The 18467-nt window shown below is 69.8% G+C and carries 16 protein-coding genes, 1 tRNA gene, 1 other RNA gene and 1 pseudogene; all 19 read left to right on the top strand.

Annotation, left to right across the window (positions count from 1 at the left end; translation table 11 throughout):
- The first annotated feature begins 12 nt into the window (after window positions 1-12).
- The 19 genes and pseudogenes from N0A24_02560 to ftsW all read left to right on the top strand — a co-directional run bounded on the left by N0A24_02560 (window position 13) and on the right by ftsW (window position 18467).
- Window positions 13-1275: an FtsW/RodA/SpoVE family cell cycle protein gene (locus N0A24_02560; GenBank protein MCS7172285.1), complete on the top strand. Its 1263-nt coding sequence runs from the start codon at window positions 13-15 to the stop codon at window positions 1273-1275.
- On the top strand, window positions 1272-2672 hold the full coding sequence (locus N0A24_02555) for a penicillin-binding transpeptidase domain-containing protein (GenBank protein MCS7172284.1): 1401 nt from the start codon (window positions 1272-1274) through the stop codon (window positions 2670-2672). The genes N0A24_02560 and N0A24_02555 overlap by 4 nt, the downstream gene beginning before the upstream one ends.
- The gene (locus tag N0A24_02550; GenBank protein ID MCS7172283.1) at window positions 2669-4522 is read left to right on the top strand and encodes a PASTA domain-containing protein; all 1854 of its coding nucleotides are present in this window, start codon (window positions 2669-2671) and stop codon (window positions 4520-4522) included. The genes N0A24_02555 and N0A24_02550 overlap by 4 nt, the downstream gene beginning before the upstream one ends.
- Window positions 4513-4659 carry a hypothetical protein gene (locus N0A24_02545; GenBank protein MCS7172282.1) on the top strand — a complete coding sequence of 49 codons (147 nt, stop codon included), beginning with the start codon at window positions 4513-4515 and terminating at the stop codon, window positions 4657-4659. Before N0A24_02550 ends, N0A24_02545 begins: the two co-directional genes overlap by 10 nt.
- A gap of 1 nt (window position 4660) precedes the next feature.
- Entirely contained in the window at window positions 4661-5707 is a 1047-nt protein-coding gene (locus tag N0A24_02540) for a histone deacetylase (protein MCS7172281.1), read from the top strand.
- 86 nt (window positions 5708-5793) lie between these two features.
- Window positions 5794-6996 (top strand): S1 RNA-binding domain-containing protein, encoded by a 1203-nt coding sequence (locus N0A24_02535; protein ID MCS7172280.1) that lies wholly within the window; start codon window positions 5794-5796, stop codon window positions 6994-6996.
- A 48-nt stretch (window positions 6997-7044) separates the two neighbouring features.
- Window positions 7045-7122: transfer RNA gene (locus N0A24_02530), tRNA-Pro, on the top strand.
- A 55-nt stretch (window positions 7123-7177) separates the two neighbouring features.
- Window positions 7178-7555: pseudogene (locus N0A24_02525) on the top strand (ribonuclease HI family protein).
- Window positions 7556-7606: 51 nt separating this feature from the next.
- Window positions 7607-7958: RNase P RNA component class A (rnpB, locus tag N0A24_02520), an RNA gene on the top strand.
- Between the two features lie 74 nt (window positions 7959-8032).
- Window positions 8033-8251, top strand: a complete 219-nt coding sequence (locus N0A24_02515) for a hypothetical protein (GenBank protein MCS7172279.1) — start codon at window positions 8033-8035, stop codon at window positions 8249-8251.
- Window positions 8252-8396: 145 nt separating this feature from the next.
- Entirely contained in the window at window positions 8397-8819 is a 423-nt protein-coding gene (gene mraZ, locus N0A24_02510; GenBank protein MCS7172278.1) for a division/cell wall cluster transcriptional repressor MraZ, read from the top strand.
- Between the two features lie 159 nt (window positions 8820-8978).
- Window positions 8979-9851 (top strand): 16S rRNA (cytosine(1402)-N(4))-methyltransferase RsmH, encoded by an 873-nt coding sequence (gene rsmH / locus N0A24_02505; GenBank protein ID MCS7172277.1) that lies wholly within the window; start codon window positions 8979-8981, stop codon window positions 9849-9851.
- A gap of 2 nt (window positions 9852-9853) precedes the next feature.
- Entirely contained in the window at window positions 9854-10291 is a 438-nt protein-coding gene (locus tag N0A24_02500; GenBank protein MCS7172276.1) for a hypothetical protein, read from the top strand.
- Window positions 10292-10386: 95 nt separating this feature from the next.
- On the top strand, window positions 10387-12036 hold the full coding sequence (locus N0A24_02495; protein MCS7172275.1) for a penicillin-binding transpeptidase domain-containing protein: 1650 nt from the start codon (window positions 10387-10389) through the stop codon (window positions 12034-12036).
- 43 nt (window positions 12037-12079) lie between these two features.
- Window positions 12080-13540 carry a UDP-N-acetylmuramoyl-L-alanyl-D-glutamate--2,6-diaminopimelate ligase gene (locus N0A24_02490; GenBank protein MCS7172274.1) on the top strand — a complete coding sequence of 487 codons (1461 nt, stop codon included), beginning with the start codon at window positions 12080-12082 and terminating at the stop codon, window positions 13538-13540.
- The gene (locus N0A24_02485; protein ID MCS7172273.1) at window positions 13527-14906 is read left to right on the top strand and encodes a UDP-N-acetylmuramoyl-tripeptide--D-alanyl-D-alanine ligase; all 1380 of its coding nucleotides are present in this window, start codon (window positions 13527-13529) and stop codon (window positions 14904-14906) included. Before N0A24_02490 ends, N0A24_02485 begins: the two co-directional genes overlap by 14 nt.
- Entirely contained in the window at window positions 14894-15850 is a 957-nt protein-coding gene (gene mraY, locus N0A24_02480) for a phospho-N-acetylmuramoyl-pentapeptide-transferase (GenBank protein MCS7172272.1), read from the top strand. Before N0A24_02485 ends, mraY begins: the two co-directional genes overlap by 13 nt.
- 11 nt (window positions 15851-15861) lie before the next feature.
- On the top strand, window positions 15862-17325 hold the full coding sequence (gene murD / locus N0A24_02475; GenBank protein MCS7172271.1) for a UDP-N-acetylmuramoyl-L-alanine--D-glutamate ligase: 1464 nt from the start codon (window positions 15862-15864) through the stop codon (window positions 17323-17325).
- On the top strand, window positions 17322-18467 hold the full coding sequence (ftsW, locus tag N0A24_02470) for a putative lipid II flippase FtsW (protein MCS7172270.1): 1146 nt from the start codon (window positions 17322-17324) through the stop codon (window positions 18465-18467). Before murD ends, ftsW begins: the two co-directional genes overlap by 4 nt.

The following is an 18467-nucleotide window of genomic DNA, read 5'->3' as shown; positions in this document are numbered from 1 at the left end:
AGGACGGGGAGCATGACCCGGACGCGGCGAGCGGATCCCGTACTCTACGGCTCCTCGTTGGCCCTGAGCCTCGGGGGATTCGGGATGGTGTACGCGGTCCGCCATCCCGGGGATTCCCTGGTGCCCGTGGGATATGGCGTCCTGGTGCTCCTCAGCCTTCCCGTCATCCACCTGGCCCTGCTCAGGAGCGGGTTCCGGGGGGATGACCTGGTGCTGCCCGTGACCCAGGCCCTGGTGGGATTGGGGCTGGTGGCGCTGTACCGGCTTCAACCGGCGAGCATGGTGCGGCAGGCCACATGGGTGTTGGCGGGACTCGGGGGGTTTCTGCTCGCCTACCACGCGGCATCGACGGCGGAGCGCCTGAGCCGGTACCGCTACCTGTACGCCGCGAGCGCCCTGGTGCTCCTGGCGAGTGCCCTCGTCTTCGGGGTGGAGCGGGGCGGGGCGCGCCAGTGGCTGGACCTGGGGTTCGCGAGCTTCCAGCCCTCGGAAGTGGTGAAGGTGTGCCTCGTGCTGTTCCTGGCCAGTTACCTGGCGGAGCACCACCGGCTTATTGCCCTTCGCCCGCCGCAGGAGGTGGAACGGCGGATCCTGTTGCCCGTGGCGGCGGTGCTGGGCGCAAGCCTCCTCATCCTGGTGGTGCAGCGGGACCTGGGAGGGGCTCTGCTGTACCTCAGCCTCGTGCTCGGGATGGTGTACGTGGGCACCGGTCGGTTAGAGTACGTGGCCGCGGGTACCCTTGCCTTCCTGGTGGGCGCGGGGGCGTGTGCGGCCCTGTTCCCCCACGTGCGGGCCCGCTTGGAGGTCTGGATGGATCCGTGGCGGGACCTAGCGGGTTCCGGGTATCAGGTGGGGCAGGCCCTGTTCGCCCTGGCGAGCGGAGGACTTGCGGGAACCGGGTTCGGACTCGGGTACCCCGAACTCATCCCCGCGGTGCACACGGACCTGGTCTTCGCGGCCATCGGGGAGGAGCTGGGATACGCGGGAGCTCTGGGCGTGATCCTGCTCTACATGCTCCTCGTGACCCGGGGATTCCGGATAGCCCTGCAGGCGAAGCGGGCCTTTCCCCAGCTCGTGGCCGCGGGCGCAAGCCTCGTGCTCGCGACCCAGACCCTCCTCATCCTGGGGGGGTCCGTGCGCCTGCTTCCCCTTACGGGGCTCCCGCTCCCCTTCGTGAGCTACGGTGGGAGCGCTATGGTCAGCAACCTCGTGCTCCTGGGCTTGTTGCTGGGGATCTCGCACCACGAGGAGACCCTGCACGGGAGGCGGGCGTGACAGGACGCATCCGGAGGCTGGCGGGCTTTCTGCTCGCCCTTTTCCTCCTCCAGGTCCTCGGAGCGGCGTACTGGCAAGTATGGGTGGGTCCACGGCTTGCCCAGGATCCTCGGAACCCCCGGCTCCTGCTGGCCGAGGACCGGGTGGAGCGGGGGAACATCCTGGACCGGAACTACGCGCCCCTGGCCCGCACCCGTGTGGAGGCCCGTCGGGCCGTTCGGGAGTACCCAACCGGTCCCCTCTTCGCGCACCTGGTGGGGTACCGGCACCCGCGTCTGGGAAAGGCGGGGCTGGAGGCCAGTCTGGACGGAATCCTCCTGGGGGCCACGGAGCGCACGCCGTGGGAGGAGTGGCGGGATCGAGTCCTAGGCGGAAGGAGGCGGGGATTCGACGTGGTCCTCACGGTGGACCAGGAAATCCAGCAGGTCGCCGCGCAAGCCCTGGGCGGCTGGAGGGGCGCAGTGGTGGCCCTGGATCCCCGGGACGGCGCGATCCTGGCCATGGTGAGCGCGCCGTCCTTTGATCCCAACCTGCTGGAGCGGAACTGGGCCGTCCTCCGTCGGGATCCCACCAGCCCTCTCCTGAACCGGGCCACGCACGGTCTCTACCCGCCCGGCTCCACCTTCAAGGTGGTCACCATGGCCGCGGCCCTGAGCCGGAGGGCCGCGGATCCCGATATGCGCTTTTTCTGTCCGGGGTTCATCCTGGTGCGTGGCCGCCCTATCCTGGATTTGGGCGGGCGGGCCCATGGATCCCTCACCCTGCGGGAGGCCCTGGTGTGGAGCTGTAACGTGACCTTCGTCCACCTGGGCCTGCGGGTGGGAGGGTCTACATTGCGGGAGTTCGCGGCCGCGTTCGGATTGGGAGAAGCACCGCCCTCAGAACTGCCCAGCGAGGCGGGCCATCTCCCGGACCCCGAGGAGGTGGCCGGGGATGGGGTTGCGCAGCTGAGCTTCGGGCAGGGCAGCCTGCTCGTCACTCCCCTGCAAATGGCCCTCCTCACCGCGGTCCTAGCGCGGGGGGGCGTGCGGATCCGGCCCTACATGGTAGCCCAGGTGCGCACGGCAGAGGGAGAGGTGGTAGAGCGGCACCGCGCCAGGTCCGGGGAGCGGATCCTCGTAGAGGGAGTGGCTCGGGTGGTGCGCGATACCATGGTGGAGGTGGTGACACGCGGCACCGGGCGTGCGGCCGCCCTTCCCGGTGTGGCGGTGGCAGGCAAGACCGGAACCGCCACGGCTCCGGGTGGGGCCCCGCATGCGTGGTTCATCGGGTTCGCGCCCGCCCACCGGCCCCGCGTGGTGGTGGCGGTGGTGGTGGAGCGGGCAGGTACGGGAGGGCAGGTGGCGGCCCCCATCGCCCGGGAAGTCCTCCGGCGGGCCCTGGAACGGGTGCCATGATGGCGGTGACCGTGGGGACGGTGCTCGCAGGGAGGTACGAGCTGCTGGAGCCCGTGGGGCAGGGCGGGATGGCTACGGTGTTCCGGGCCCGCCGCCTCACCGACGGCGCGGTGGTGGCGGTGAAGGTCCTCCATGAGCACCACGCGCACGATCGGGAGTTCGTGGAGCGGTTCCAGCGGGAAGCCCGGGCCGCCTCGCAGCTCCGCCACCCCAACATCGTCCCCGTGCTGGAGAGCGGCAGCGACCGCGGTGTGCACTTCATCGTGATGGAGTTCGTGGAGGGAACAGATCTCAAAACCCTTCTGCGACGGCGGGGCCGCCTGCGGGAGGAGGAAGTGGTTCGCATCGCCGTGGAAGTGTGCAAGGCCCTCGCCTATGCCCACGCGCGGGGAATCGTGCACCGGGACATAAAGCCTCAGAACATCCTCATAACCCCTGAAGGAGCCGTGAAGGTCACGGATTTCGGGATCGCCCGGGCCGCCACCAGCGCCACCATCACGGAGGCCGGCACCGTGCTCGGCTCCGTGCACTACCTCGCGCCCGAGCAGGCCCTCGGCAACCCGGTGGGGCCCGGTGCGGACCTCTACGCCCTCGGCGTGGTTCTGTACGAGCTCCTCACGGGCCGGCTTCCCTTCGAGGGCGAGTCTCCCATCGCCATTGCCCTGCGGCACGTGCACGATCTCCCCCCACCCCCCCGGAGCGTGAACCCCGAGATCTCGCCCCGCCTGGAGGGCATCGTCCTCCGGTCGCTCGCGAAGTCTCCCCTCCACCGGTACCGGTCCGCGGAGGAGCTGTCCGCGGACCTGGAGGGACGATCCGATGCGTGGCGGGAGCTGCCCACGGTGGTCATTCATGCACGCAACGCGCCGCCCGCTCCTCCTCCGGGACGGAGAGGACGGCGACGGGGGATTCCTCCCGTGGGCGTGGCGGCACTCCTGCTCCTCGCGGCCGTAGGCGCCACCCTCGCGGCGTGGCGGGTGGTGAACGCTTACTTCACCGTGGCGGAGGTCACGGTTCCGGATCTGCGGGGAAAACCCTTGGGGGAAGCCCAGGAGATCCTGGCGGGCGCGGGCCTGAGATTGGAGGTCCTGCGCCGGGATTACCACGACCGCTATCCGGTGGACACGGTGGTGGATCAGATGCCCCCTCCCGGAATGCGGGTGCGGGAAGGGCGGGTGGTCCAGGTGGTGGTGAGCCAGGGGCCGGAGCTGGTGCAGGTGCCAGATGTGACAAACCGACCCCTCGCCGAAGCCCGCATCCTTCTCGCCCAGGCGCGCCTTCGCCTGGGCACGGTGCAGGAAGCCTACCACGACCGCTTCCCGAGCGGAGTGGTCATCGCCCAGGAGCCTGCCGCACACGCGCAGGTCCCGCGGGCAAGCGTGGTGCACCTGGTGGTGAGTAAGGGACCGGAGCCAGTCCAGGTTCCTGATCTGGCGGGGCTCACCCTGGACGAGGCCCGGGCACAGCTCGCGCCGCTGGGGCTCTCCCTGGGTCGGGTGCGCTACGCTCCCCGCGCGGACGCGCCGCCGGGAACCGTGGTGGAGCAGGATCCCCCTCCGGGAGCCACGGTACGCCGGGGGAGCGGGATCGCGGTGCTCATCGCCACCGCGCCGCCACCCACCCCAGAGCCCTCTCCCGCTCCGCTGCCCTCCCCGAGTCCCCCGATTCCTTCCCCCGCGCCTGCGGAACCCACGCCTCCTCCGGCTCCGGAGACCACGCCGGAGCCGGGCGGGAACACTTCCACCACGGAGCTGGCGGTCGAGCCCGGCAGAGGGGGGAGATGCGACGGGTACGGGTCGTGGTACACCTGCCTCCGGGGGATCCCCAGGAGGTGCGCATCGTGGCGGTAGACCAGCGGGGGGTGCGGGAGGTGTACCGGAGACGGCATCAGGCGGGGGATCGGCTGGTGCGGTGGCTGGAGGTCTACGGATACGCCGTCGTCCAGGTATACCTGGACGGTCGCTTTGTACGGGAGTTTCGGCCCTGAGATGCAGTTTGCCCTGGTGGTGCACCCGGACTGTCGGCGGCACAGGAACCCGCCGGGACACCCGGAGCGACCCGAGCGGTTGACCGCCATCGAGCAGGCGCTCCAGCACGCGGACCTGTGGGAGAGGCTCCCGCGGGAGCAACCGGAGCCCCTGGATCCTGAAGCTCTGCTCGCGGTGCACAGCCGGAACCTGGTGGAACGGATCCAGACCCTGGATCGGGCAGGTGGAGGGCAGTTGGGCCCGGATACCTATGTCTCCGAGGGATCCTGGACCGCGGTGCTGGCGGCCGCCAGCACCGCGGTCCACGCCGCGGAGGCGGTCGCCTCGGGCCGCCTGCATCGGGCCTTCGCCCTCCTCCGACCGCCGGGCCACCACGCCACTCCCACCCGCGCCATGGGCTTTTGCCTCGTCAACCACCTGGCCCTGGCCGCGCGGCTCCTCATGGACCGGCATCCCGTGAACCGGGTGATGATCGTGGACTGGGACGTGCACCACGGCAACGGGACCCAGGAGATCTTCTACCGGGACGGGCGGGTCCTGTTCCTCTCCCTTCACCAGGAGTTCTGGTATCCCGGCACAGGCCAGGTGGAGGAAGTGGGAGCGGGCGAGGGCGAGGGGTTCACGGTAAACGTGCCTCTCCCTCCAGGCACGGGCGAAGGAGGATACCGGACGGTGTTCGAGGAGATCGTGCTCCCCCTGGGGGATGCCTTCCGGCCGCAGATGGTGCTCATCTCCGCGGGATTCGACGCCCACCAGGCAGATCCCTTGGGGCGGATGGTGCTTGTGAGCGCGAGTTTCGGGCGCCTGTGCGGGATGCTGGTGGAGGGCGCGCAGCGGTGGTGCGAGGGCCGCGTGGTGGGAGTTCTGGAGGGAGGCTACGATCCCCAGGGCCTGGGATGGTCCGTGGCCCACACCCTCTCCGTGCTGGCTGGCGAAGCCCTGGAGTCAGCTCCCGCGGAGTCCCTTCCCCGGGAGTGCCCGTACGCCACCATCCAGGCCCGCATCCGGGAGGTGCGGGGAGTCCTGCGGCACTACTGGGCCATCTAGGGAGCGATCCCCTCTGCTTGCCTATAGGGGGAATAGGTGGGTATAATGACTCGCTGCGTGTGACATCACGAGGACAGGGCGGGCCCATGACGGAGGAGAGTCGGACGGAACGTTCGGACGAGGTCACCATGGAGAGCACGGTCCCGCGGGTGGAGGCGCATTCCATCGTGCGGGGTACGGTGGTCCGCATCGACCACGAGGGAGTGCTCGTGGACATCGGAGCGAAGTCCGAAGGGCTCATCCCGCCCCGGGAGCTCCGGGAGGAGGATGCCGCCCACCTCCAGGTGGGCGCGGAAATTGACGTCTACGTGATGAAGGTGGAACAGGAAGAGGGGAACATCCTTCTCAGCAAGCGGCGGGCGGACGCATTGCTGGCGTGGGATCGCGTGGAGAACGCCTTTCGGGAGGGCCGGATTCTCCACGCCATGGTGGTGGACCGGGTCAAGGGCGGCCTGGTGGTGGACATCGGACTCCGGGGATTCGTGCCGGGATCCCACGTGGATCTCTCCCAGGTGAAGGGGCGGCGGTTCGAGAACTTGGTGGGGGAGAGCATTCCCCTCAAGGTCATCGAGGTGGATCGGGAACGCAACCGCGTCATCCTCTCCCACAGACAGGCGGTGGAGGAGGAGCGGGCGCGGTTGCGAGAGGAGCTGTTCCGCACCCTCCGGGAAGGGGACGAGCGGGAGGGCGTGGTGCGGCGAATCACGGACTTCGGGGCCTTCGTGGATCTGGGAGGGGTGGATGCCCTGCTGCCCGTCAGCGAGATCTCCTGGACATACATCAAGCACCCTTCCGAGGTGCTCCGCCGGGGACAGCGCATCCGGGTTCGGGTGATCAAGGTGGACCCGCAGGCCGGGAAGATCAGCCTGAGCCTGAAGCAGGTGCTACCGGATCCGTGGACGGAGGTTCCGCACCGCTACCGGGTGGGTGAGGTGGTCCGCGGAAAGGTGGTGCGGCTTGCGCCTTCCGGTGCCTTCGTGCGGTTGGGGGATGTGGACGGATTCTTACCCGCGAGCGAGGTGGCGGAACGGCGGGTGCCGAAGCTGGAGGAGGTGCTGCAGCCGGGTCAGCAGATCGAGGCCACCATCATCGAGTTGCGGCCAGAGCAGCGCCGGATGGTGCTGAGCGTCCGGCGCCTGGCGCGGGAACGGGAGCGCCAGCAGCTGGTGGAGTACCAGCAGACGCAGGTCCATTCCGGCCGGGTCACCATCGGGGAGGTGGCCGGGGATCTGCTGCGCCAGGCGCTGCAGGGAGGAAAGGAACTCGGCGAGAAGCAGGGTTCGTCCTGAAAGGCGGAGGGAGATTTTCCCGTTCGTCTTGGTGGGATTTGGAAGTTTCGGGGCGTGGCGCAGCTTGGTGAGCGCGCAGCGTTCGGGACGCTGAGGTCGGCGGTTCAAATCCGCCCGCCCCGACCAGCCCCTGTGTTCTCCCGGACAGATCCGGTGATGCTCCAGGACGGGTGATGACCCGGTGAACCGCAAGGCCATCGTCCGTTCGGACGGAGCCTCCCGGGGCAATCCAGGCCCCGCGGCCATCGGGGTGGTGATCGAGACCCCTGCTGGGCGCATCCTCCGGGAGATCTCGGAGCGAATCGGGGTGGCCACGAACAACGTGGCGGAGTACCGGGCCCTGCTACGCGGGCTGCAGGCGGCCGCGGAACTGGGGATCCCACGGGTGGAGATCCGGGTGGACAGTGAACTCCTGGCGCGCCAGCTGCTGGGCCAGTACCGGGTGCGTAGTCCGCAGCTGCGTCCCCTGTACGAGGAGACACGGAGGAAGCTTGCGGGGTTCCGGGAGGCGGTGATCCGTGCGGTCCCGCGGGAGGAGAACGTCCGGGCGGACCGGCTCGCGAACCAAGCCCTGGATACGCCACCGTATATAATGGAACTGAAGACCGGGAGAGGCGGCCGGGCGGCCGCCCTTCGCGTGAGGAGGGAGGAAAGTCCGGGCTCCACAGGGCAGGGTGGTGGGTAACACCCACCGGGGGTAACCCTAGGGAAAGTGCCACAGAAACATACCGCCGGCCACTTGGCCGGTAAGGGTGCAAAGGTGCGGTAAGAGCGCACCGGCGGCGTGGTGACACGCCGGCCAGGCAAACCCCACCCGGAGCAAGGCCAGGTAGGGGGAGAGGAGGTGGCCCGCTGATCCCCGGGTAGGCCGCTTGAGGCCTCCGGCAACGGAGGTCCCAGAGAGATGGCCGCCCCGCCGCCTGTGCGGCGGACAGAACCCGGCTTATAGGTCGCCTCTTCCGGTCGAGATCCGAACGGCGCCGGGGCCAAGGCCATGGATTGCCCGTACTGCGGAAGCCCGAATGTGGTCCCCAACGTGACCATTCGGTGGAGTCAGGTCCGGGGGGTGTTCGTGCCCCGTCGGGGGGCCTACTGCACCTCCTGCGGGAAGGCGTTCGAGGGGAGGGGAGGGGGCGAGCTCGCCCTACGCAGCGTGCTCATCGAGCGCATCACCCCCGCCATCCGGAGCCTCCAGGAGAGCGGGGACCTCATCGTGATCCGGCACCGCAACGGAACCCTCGAACTGGTCTACTGAGCTACGAAAGGCTGTTCTCTTCCATTTCTGAAAACTTTCTTCGAGAATCTTCGTGCACCCGGCAGGAATTGCGTTCCCTATCGAGAAATGGTGGGGAACGGTGGGGAACGGTGGGGAGCCAACGCCACCATCACGCGCCGGGGGCATGTTCAAGGGCGAGTTCCACTATGTGCTGGACGAGAAGGGACGCCTCGTCATCCCGCCTAGGTTCCGGAGGGTCCTGGGAGACCGGTTCGTGGTCACCCGGGGCTTCGATGGATGTGTGGTGGTCTACCCGGAGGAGCAGTGGCGCGTGGTGGAAGAGAAGCTTCAGGCGCAGCCCATCGCGAACCGGCAGTTCGTGCGGTACCTGCTGGGCAGTGCCGTGGAGGTGGAGCTGGATCGGCAGGGCCGGTTCGTCCTCCCCGCACCCCTGCGGGAGCATGCGGGAATCCAGCGGGAGGTGGTGGTGGTCGGGCTCATCCACAAGCTGGAGATCTGGAGCAAGGAGCGGTGGCAGCAGTACCTCGCCCAGACGGAACAGGACGAGGCGAAGCTGTTGGAGGCCATGCGCGATCTCGTTCTATGAAGTGAGGGATGCGCGGAGACCGGGACCCGGTCGAGCACTCGACGAGCCTTGATCGCAGCGACGACGCCGTACCCCTCGCAGTCCCCCTCTGCCCGATGCTCCGCAGACTTCCCTAGACGCGGCGGCACCGGGTCCCGCTCCCCGCGCATCCCGGTTCCCATGACCTCCTGGCACATCCCCGTCCTCCTGCGGGAAGTCCTCACCTGGCTGGATCCCCGGCCAGGCGGCCTCTACGTGGACGCTACTGTAGGCACCGGAGGGCACGCGGAGGCCATCCTGGAGCGCATCCTCCCCGGGGGAAGGCTTGTAGGGTTGGATCGGGATCCGGAGGCCCTCGCGGTGGCCCGAAAGCGCCTGGAGCGGTTCGGGGCCGCCGTGCGGCTCGTGCAGGCAAACTTCGCGGATCTCCAGCGGGTCCTCCGGAGCCTGGGGATCGAGGGGGTAGGGGGGGTGCTCTTGGACCTGGGGGTCTCCGGGCTGCAGCTGGCAGCGCCTCATCGGGGCTTCAGCTTCCGCCTTCCCGGCCCCCTCGACATGCGCATGGATCCCACCGCCCCCGTCACCGCCGCGGACCTCGTGAACCGCCTTCCCGAACGGGAACTGGCGGAACTCCTCCGGCGGTATGGGGAGGAGCCCTTTGCTTTCCGCATCGCCCGGGAGATCGTCCGACGTCGGCCGCTTTCCACCACCCAGGAGTTGCGGGAAGCGGTCCTCCGCGCGGTTCCCCGAAGTGCGTGGCCCCGGAGGGTGGACGTGGCCACCCGGACCTTTCAGGCCCTGCGCATCGCGGTGAACCGCGAGCTGGAGGCCCTGGAACAGGTGCTCCCGCAGGCGGTGGAGGTGCTGCGTCCGGGCGGTCGGCTGGTGGTCATCAGCTTCCACTCCCTGGAGGACCGGATCGTCAAGCGCGCCCTCCGGAATACAGCACACCTGCGGGTGCTCACGCCTAAGCCCGTGCGCCCCTCCCCGGAGGAGGTGCGCCGCAACCCTCATGCCCGCAGTGCCCGGCTGCGGGCCGCGGAGAGGATTTGAGGATGACCGCGCCCCTTGCCCGTTCCATCCCGCGTCCCTCTCCTTCCCACCGACCTAGGGAAGGGCGTGCGACCCGGCGAGCGGGTCGGGCGCTGGGGATCGCGATCCTGCTCGCGTCCCTCCTCGTGGCCAACGTGTGGCTGGAGACGGTGGCGGCGGAACGGGGGGAGCGTCTGCGGGTTCTGCGCGGGGAGGTGGACCGCCTCCAGCAGGAGCAGGCCCGGCTGCGGGCCCAGGTAGGGGTCCTGCGAAACCCGGAGCGCATCGAGCGGCTGAGCCGGCACATGGGACTGGCCCCGCCTACGGAGGCCCAGCGCGCCTTCGTGGTGGTTCCTCCGCCTCCGGAGCCCGCACCCGCCGCGGTGGAGGAACGTCCGTGGTGGGCGCAGCTGGTGGTACGGGTGTGGGAAGGCCTAGCCATCGCCCACGAGCGTCGCTGATCCGGCCTCGTCGCCCGATCTCCGTCCCCCTCCGGGCGCGCGTCCGGATCCTCTTCCTCGGTTGGACGCTCCTCCTCCTGCTCGTAGCAGGTCGGGTGGCGTACTGGCAGGCCACCCGATCCGAGGCCATGCGGAGCCTGGCCGTTCGCCAGCAGCAGGATCTCCTCGTGCTTGCCGCCTCCCGTGGCCGGATCTACGACCGGAACGGTCGGGAGCTCGCCACGAACGTGCCCACCCTGAGCGCCTACGCGATCCCCCGGAACATCCGGAACCCGCAGGCCTTTGCGCGCCGGGTGGCCGCCGTCCTTGGAGTGCCACCCGAGCGCATCCTGGCACGGCTTACGCCGGATCGTTACTTCGTGTGGATTGCCCGCCATCTGGCCCCGCAGGCCGCACAGCAGCTGCGGGCCCTGGGGCTTACAGACCAGCTGGGCTTCGAGCGGGAGGAAAGACGTGCTTACCCTCTCGGTCCGCTCGCCGGGCAGGTGCTGGGGTTCACGGGCATCGACAACCAGGGCCTGTGGGGGGTGGAAGCCCGCTATGACGCGGTGCTGCGCGGAACCCCGGGTCAGGCGGTGCGGGTCCGGGATGCCCTGGGCCGCGAGATCCTGGAGGGCCGGCGTGTGCTCGTTTCTCCCAAAAACGGCGCGGACCTGTTCCTCACCCTGGACACGGTGGTGCAGCACATCGCGGAGCGGGAGCTGCAGGAAGCCCTCCAGGTCCATGGCGCGCGGGCGGGCGTGGCGGTGGTGATGGACGTCCGAAGCGGGGAACTGCTGGCGGTGGCCAATGTCCCCCGCTTCGATCCGAACCGGTATGCACAGACTTCCCCTGAGGTCTGGCGCAACCGGGCGGTGGCAGAGGTGTATGAGCCCGGGAGCACCTTCAAGGTGGTGGTCATGGGCGCGGCCCTGGAGAGCGGTGCAGTGAGCCCAAAGACCTTGTTCCGTTGTCCCGGATCCCTCCAGGTGCCGGGCGGTCACCGCATCCGGGAGGCGCAGGGGGAAGCCCACGGGGAGGTGCGGCCCGCGGACATCCTGCGCCTCTCGTGCAACGTGGGAGCTGCCCTCACCGCGGCGCGTTTGGGTCCGGACCGTCTGTACAAGGCCATCCTCCGGTTCGGGTTCGGGCAGCCCACGGGCGTGGAGCTTCCCGGGGAGGCCGCGGGCATCGTCCGCCCACCCTCGGAGTGGACGGGGCCGGATCTGTATACCCTAGGCTTCGGACAGGGCATCGCGGTGACCCCGCTGCAGCTCCTGCGGGCCGTGGCTGCTATCGGCAACGGTGGTCTGCTGGTGCGTCCTACCCTGATCTCCTTCCTCCGGAGCCCGGACGGGCGGGCCCTGGAGCTTCTGCAGGCATCCCCGCCCGTCCGCGTGCTCAGCCCGCAGACGGCCCGGCGGCTGCTGGAGATGATGGTGCGGGCGGTGGTGGAGGGCACGGGCAGGGCCGCGGCCGTGGAGGGCTACACGGTGGCTGGCAAGACGGGGACCGCGCAGAAGCCAGGGCCCCGGGGCGGGTATCTTCCCGGGAAGTACGTGTCCTCCTTTGTGGGCCTCGTGCCCGCCTCCTCCCCGCGGCTCGCGATCTTGGTCCTGCTGGACGAGCCCAGAGGAGCGTACTACGGCGGGGTGGTGGCGGCGCCCGTGTTCCGGCGGATCGCCTCCCAGGTCCTTTGGCATCTGCGTATCCCGCCGGACGGAGGCCCTACGGTTCCGGAGAGCGGCCCGGAGCTCCGGGACTGAAGGGCGTATAATCGCGAACGGATATCACCCCGCCGAGGTGCGCATGCGGTTAAGGGAACTCCTCCATGCCCTCCCCGCCTGTAGGATCCTGGGCGGGATGGAGGCGGAGATCCACGGGATCTGCTCGGACTCCCGCACCACGCGGCCCGGCGACCTCTTCTGCGCTATCCCCGGCCGGCGGTACGACGGTCACGCCTTCGCGGCGGAGGCGGTGGCGCGGGGTGCCGCGGCGGTGCTGGTGGAGCGGCCGGTGGACGTTCCGGTGCCGCAGATCGTGGTCCCCTCCGTGCGGCGCGCCCTGGGACCGCTGGCCTCCGCCTTCTACGGCCACCCCTCCCACCACCTGCGTGTCGTCGGCGTCACCGGCACGAACGGCAAGGGGACGGTCACCTACCTCCTGCGGGCGGCGCTGGAGGCGGGGGGAGTTCCGTGCGGGGTGATCGGCAGCCTCGGTGCGGTGGTGGGATCGGAGGTGCTGCCCCTTTCCCTCACCACCCCGGAGGCCCCGGACCTCCACGCCCTGTTCCACCGGATGGTGCGAAGCGGCCTGCGATTCGTGGCGGTGGAGGTGGCTTCCCACGCCCTCGCGCAGGAGCGCGTGGGCGGGGTACGGTTTGCCGCCGCCGCCTTCACCAACCTCACCCAGGACCACCTGGACTTCCACGGTACCTTCGAGGCATACCGGGATGCGAAGGCCCTGCTCTTCGAACGGGTGGAGCCGGACGGGATCTGCGTGATCAACCGGGAGGATCCCGCGGGCGCCTACATGGCGGCCCGGAGCCGCACACCGGTCTGCTGGTATGGGTTCGGGCAGGAGGCCCACGTACGGGCGGAGGATGTGTCCATGGATCTTGAGGGAGCCACCTTCACCGTGCGCACGCCCCGGAGCCGCGCCCGGTTCCGGCTGTCCCTGTGCGGGATCTTCAACGTCCTCAACGCCCTGTGCGCCATCGCCCTGGGCGAGCACTTCGGAGTTCCCCTGGACGCCATGACGGACGCGTTGGGACGTTTTCCCGGCCTTCCGGGCCGGTTCGAGCGCGTGGACGAAGGGCAGGACTTCGCGGTGATCGTGGACTACGCGCACACGCCGGATAGCCTGCGGGCCGTACTGGAGACCGCACGGCACATGGCATCCGGTCGGGTGATCGTGGTGTTCGGATGCGGCGGGGATCGGGATCCCACGAAGCGCCCCGTGATGGGCCGGGTCGCCTCGGAGCGGGCGGACCTGGTCGTGCTGACCTCCGACAACCCACGGACCGAGGATCCCCTGCGCATCCTCCACCAGATTCAAGCGGGTGTGCCCGACGGCACGCGGTGCGTGGTGGAGCCCGACCGCGGGGCGGCCATTCGGCTGGCCATCGCGGAGGCCCGCTCAGGGGATGTGGTGCTGCTCTGCGGAAAGGGGCACGAGTCTTACCAGATCGTGGGATCCGAGTGGATTCCCTTCGACGATCGGGAGGAGGCTCGGAAGGCCCTGCGGATGCGGGGATATGGCAGGTCCTGAGAAGTGGCTGACCCTCGCGGAGGTGGCGAAGGCCACGGGCGGCAAAACGCGGGGCGATCCGCAGACCTCCGTCTGCGGGATCTCGGTGCACAGCGCGCGGGTGCGGCAGGGAGAGCTCTTCGTGGCCCTGCGGGGTCCCCGAAGGGACGGCCATGACTTCGTGCAGGAGGCGGCGGCGCGGGGCGCCGCGGCGGCCCTGGTCTCCCGACCCGTGGAGGCGGGAGTCCCGCTGGTCCTCGTGCCAGACACCGTCCAGGCCCTTCTGCCCCTCGGGGCCCTGTGGCGATCCCGGTTCGCGGTGCGGGCCGTCGGCGTGACGGGAAGCGTGGGGAAGACCACCACCGTCCAGCTCATCGCCGCCGTGCTCTCCTCGACCTTCCCCGTGCACGTGAGCGCACCGGAGTGGAACGCGGAGCTGGGGGTTCCTCTGACCCTGTTCGGTCTGGAGGCCGCGCACCGATTCGTGGTGGTGGAGCTCGGCATGCGGGGAGAGGGACAGATCCGGACGTTGTGCGAGGCGGTGCGCCCGGAGATCGGGGTGGTGACGAACGTGGGGACCGCGCATCTGGAACTGCTGGGCTCCGTGGAGGCCATTGCCCGGGCGAAGGGGGAGCTTGTGGAGGCCCTGCCGGAAAACGGCTGGGCGGTTCTGAACGCGGACGACCCCCGGGTGTGTGCCATGGCCCGTGGTGCGCGGGCCCGGGTCGTGTTCTACGGGACCGGGGCCGGAGAGGTCCACGCGGAGGACATCCGGGTGGAGACCCAGGGGGTGCGGTTTGTGCTCTGTACCCCGCAGGGCCGCCTCCCGGCCCGCCTCCCCCTCCCCGGCCGGCACCTCCTCTCCAACGCGCTCGCGGCCGCGGCGGTGGGATGGGTGTGCGGCGTGCCCCTGGAGGCCGTGGGGGAAGCCCTTTCGAGGTTCCGACCGCCCCGGATGCGGCTGGAGGTGCGGAAGTCGCCGCGCGACGTCCTCCTCGTCAACGATGCGTACAACGCGAGCCCGGAGTCCCTGCGTGCCGCGTTCGAGACCGTGCGGGTTTTGCGGGGAGGGCGCAGGTTCGTGGCGGTGCTGGGGGAGATGCGGGAGCTGGGACCGGTTCGGGAAACGGCGCACCTTGAGGCAGGGCGCTGGTGCGCGGAAGAGGGAGTAGAAGTGCTGGTGGCAGTAGGGGAAGGTGGCGCCCTCATCGCCAGAGGGGCCCTTGAGGCGGGAATGCCGGAGGAGCGCGTCCTCCTGGCACGCGATGCAGAAGAGGCCGCCCGGTGTGCGGCGGAGCGGGTCAGGTCCGGCGATGTGGTGCTCATTAAGGCGTCCCGGGCCGTAGGGCTGGAACGGGTGGCGGAGGCGTTGGGATGGAACGGGTGATCCTCGGCACCGCGGTGGGAGGGCTCGGGGTGCTCCTTGGAGGCCACCTCCTCGTTCCGTGGCTGCGGCGGTGGGCCATCCAGCCCATCAGCGAGGACGCTCCGCCCCGCCACCGGCTCAAGGCCGGGACCCCGACCCTGGGTGGCCTGATGCTCATCGGGGCTGTGCTGGTGGCCACCGCGGCCGCCGCGGAGTGGACGCCCGCGGTCGGGCTCGCGGTCCTCGCCCTCTGTGGATACGGGGCCATCGGGTTCTGGGACGACTACCGCAGCGTGCGACGGGGAAGGAATCTAGGGCTGCGGGCCCGGGAGAAGCTGGCGCTGCAACTCCCCCTCGGCTTTGCCCTGGGGTGGGCCGTGGCCCGGGTGGTCCCGCAGGGCAGCACCCTGTACGTTCCCGGGATGGGGACGTGGGAGCTGGGAGGGTGGTATCCCGTGTTCGCCGCGGTGTACGTGACGGGGTTCGTGAACGCCGCAAACCTCACGGATGGACTCGACGGCCTCGCGGCCGGGATCGCGGCGGTGGCGTTTTCGACCTATGCGGCCATCGCCCTGCGCACGGACCAGACCTCCCTCGCGCCCTTCGCCGGGGCCGTGGCGGGCGCGTGTCTGGGCTTCCTGTGGTACAACGCTCACCCCGCGCAGGTGATGATGGGCGACGTGGGCTCCCAGGCCCTGGGTGGGTCCCTGGCGGTGTTGGCGCTGGGCGTGAAGGCGGAGAGTGCGCTCCTGGTGGTGGGCGCGGTGTTCGTGGCGGAGGCCCTTTCCGTGATGCTGCAGGTGGGGTACTTCAAAGCAACGGGCGGCCGCCGCATCTTCCGCAGCTCCCCCCTCCACCACCACTTCGAGCTCCTGGGGTGGTCGGAGCCGCAGATCGTGACGCGGTTCTACGTGCTCGCGGCCTTTGCGGCGCTGGGGGGATTGCTGCTGGTCGGGTACGGTTAGGAGGCGCGGGGATGTCGGATGCGCTCGCTGGGCTGCGCGGACGTCGCATCCATGTGCTGGGCCTGAGCGGCGCGGAGGGATCCGCGGTGGCGAGCTACCTTCTCTCGCACGGGATCCGGACCATCACCCTCCATGATCTCTCCACGCCCGAAACCTTCCCCGAGGTGTTCCGGCGCACCCACGTCTGGATGCCCCCGGAGGACCAGGAAGCCGCCATCCGGCGGTGGCTCCAGGAACCCGTCCCCATCCGGTGGCGGGACCGGTACCTGGAGGGGATCGAGGAGGCGGAGGTGGTGTTCCTGCCGCAGGCGTGGTTCCGCTATCCGGAGAACGAGCCCATCACCCGTTTGCCCCCCCACGTGGAGCGGCACAGCATGACCCGCTTGGTCTTTCAATTGTGCCCCTGCCCCATAGTGGGCGTAACGGGGACCAACGGCAAGTTCACCGTGGGGACTCTCATTCACCGCATGCTGCTCGCACAGGGCGAGCGCGCGCACTTCAGCGGTAACGACCGCACCCACGTCCCCCTCCTGTACACCCTGGACCGGGTCCGCCCCACGGACTGGGTGGTACTGGAGATCAGCAACCGCCAGTTGCTGCAGTTGGACCGAAGTCCACAGGTGGCCGTGCTCACCAACCTCGCCCCCCACCACCTGGACGACCACGGGTCCTTCGAGGCGTACGTGGCGTGCAAGGCCGCCATCTTCCGACATCAGAAGCCGGAGGACGTGGCGGTCCTGGACGCGGACCATCCCGTGTGCGCCTCCCTGATTCCCTCCCTCCGGGCGCGCCTGGTGCCCTTCGCGGTGACGAGCTCCCTTCCCCGGGAACTCGGCGTGGGCGCGTGGGTGGAGGAGGGGTGGGTGATGGCTTTCGGGCGGCGGGTCCTGCCCCTGGAGCGGCTACCGATTCCCGCGGAGCACATGGTCCGCAATGCCCTGGCGGCCTGCGCGGCCGCGGGCGCCATGGGCGTTGGTCCGGACGCCATGGAGCAGGTGTTGCGGGCGTTCCGGGGATTGCCACACCGGTTGGAGCGGGTGGCGGAAGTGGACGGGGTGGAGTGCATCGAGGATTCCCTGGCCACCAATCCCGCGGCGGCTGCAGCGGCCATCCGGGCCATGCGGTGCCCCTTTGTTCTCATCGCGGGCGGGAGGCGTCCCGGGGCGACCCCGGAGGATTTCGCGCCCATGCGGGAGGCGCTGCGGGTTTCACCGGTGCGGGCTGTCTACCTCATCGGGGAGTGCGCGGGAGTCATGCGTTCCGCCTTCCGGGACCTGCCCGCGGAGGTCCTAGAGGTGGGAACCCTCCCCCGGGCCGTTCGGCGGGCGATGCAGCTGGCGCGGCCGGGAGAGGTGGTGCTGTTCTCCCCGGGGTGTGAGTCCTTCGATCAGTTCCGCGATTACCGGGAACGGGCGGAGACCTTCCGGGCCCTGTTGCGTACCCTGCCTTCGTTTCAGGAGGGGAGGGCCTCGTGAAGGTTCCCGTCCGCGGTCATCCGGATCCCCTGCTGTTCGCGGCGGTGGCGGCCCTCTGCCTGGGCGGCCTAGTGGTGATCTACAGCGCGAGCAGCGTGGCGGCCCTGGAGGCTTACGGGGACGCGGCCTACTTCCTCAAGCGGCAGCTGATCTGGGCAGGACTGGGGGGGGTGGGACTCGCCGCCGCCTCCCGGATCCACTACCGCACGTGGCGGCGCTTCGTGCCGGGGTTGCTCCTGCTGGCCGTGGCCTCCCTCCTGGTGGTGCTGGTACCCGGCGTGGGGGTGGTGGTGAACGGAGCCCGGCGATGGGTGGACCTGGGCCCTGTGACCGTGCAGCCGGTGGAGGGTGCGAAGCTGGCGCTCGTCCTGTACCTTGCGCACTTCCTCGCAGGCCGGGGACCTATCCTCCGGGAGCCCTGGAGGGGGGTTGCTCCCCCGCTCCTGGTCCTCGGAGTCCTCGGCGGGCTCGTGATGCGCCAGCCCGACATGGGGAGCGCGGTGGTGTTAGGAGTGATTACCCTGAGCCTGCTGTTCGCCGCCGGGGCGAGGACCCGGCATCTCGGCGCCACGCTGGCGGTGGGGGGACTTGTGGCCCTCTGGCTGGCGATCTCCGCGCCGTACCGCCGGGACCGGTTGTTGGCCTTTCTGGATCCCTGGCGGGATCCCCAGGGGATAGGCTTCCACGTGGTGCAGTCCCTCATCGCCATCGGCTCCGGAGGGATCTGGGGGGTTGGGATAGGGCGGAGCACTCAGAAGTTCTTCTACCTCCCGGAGCGGCACACGGACTTCGTGTTCAGCATCCTCGCGGAGGAGCTGGGACTGGTGGGTGTGGCCGGACTCGTGGCCCTGTACCTCCTCCTCCTCCTTCGGCTCCGTCGCCTCGCGCTGTACGCACCGGACCGGTACGGGGCTCTCCTGGCCGCGGGGGTGGGGAGCTGGATCGCTTCCCAGATCGTTTTGAACATCGGCTCGGTCTCCGGAGCCCTGCCCGTGGTGGGTGTACCCCTCCCCTTCCTGAGCTTCGGAGGTTCGTCCCTGTTCGCGCTTCTAGTGGCGTGCGGCATCTGCCTGAACCTCTCCCGGTATGTCCGGGAGCCTACCCGTCCAGGCGGGCTCCCGGAGCCGGGGTGGGCAGCGTGA

Source organism: Armatimonadota bacterium, assembly GCA_025059775.1.
Taxonomy (GTDB): Bacteria; Sysuimicrobiota; Sysuimicrobiia; order Sysuimicrobiales; family Sysuimicrobiaceae; genus Sysuimicrobium.
Note: the sequence above shows the minus strand (reverse complement) of the source record. Positions and strands in the feature narration are given on the sequence as shown.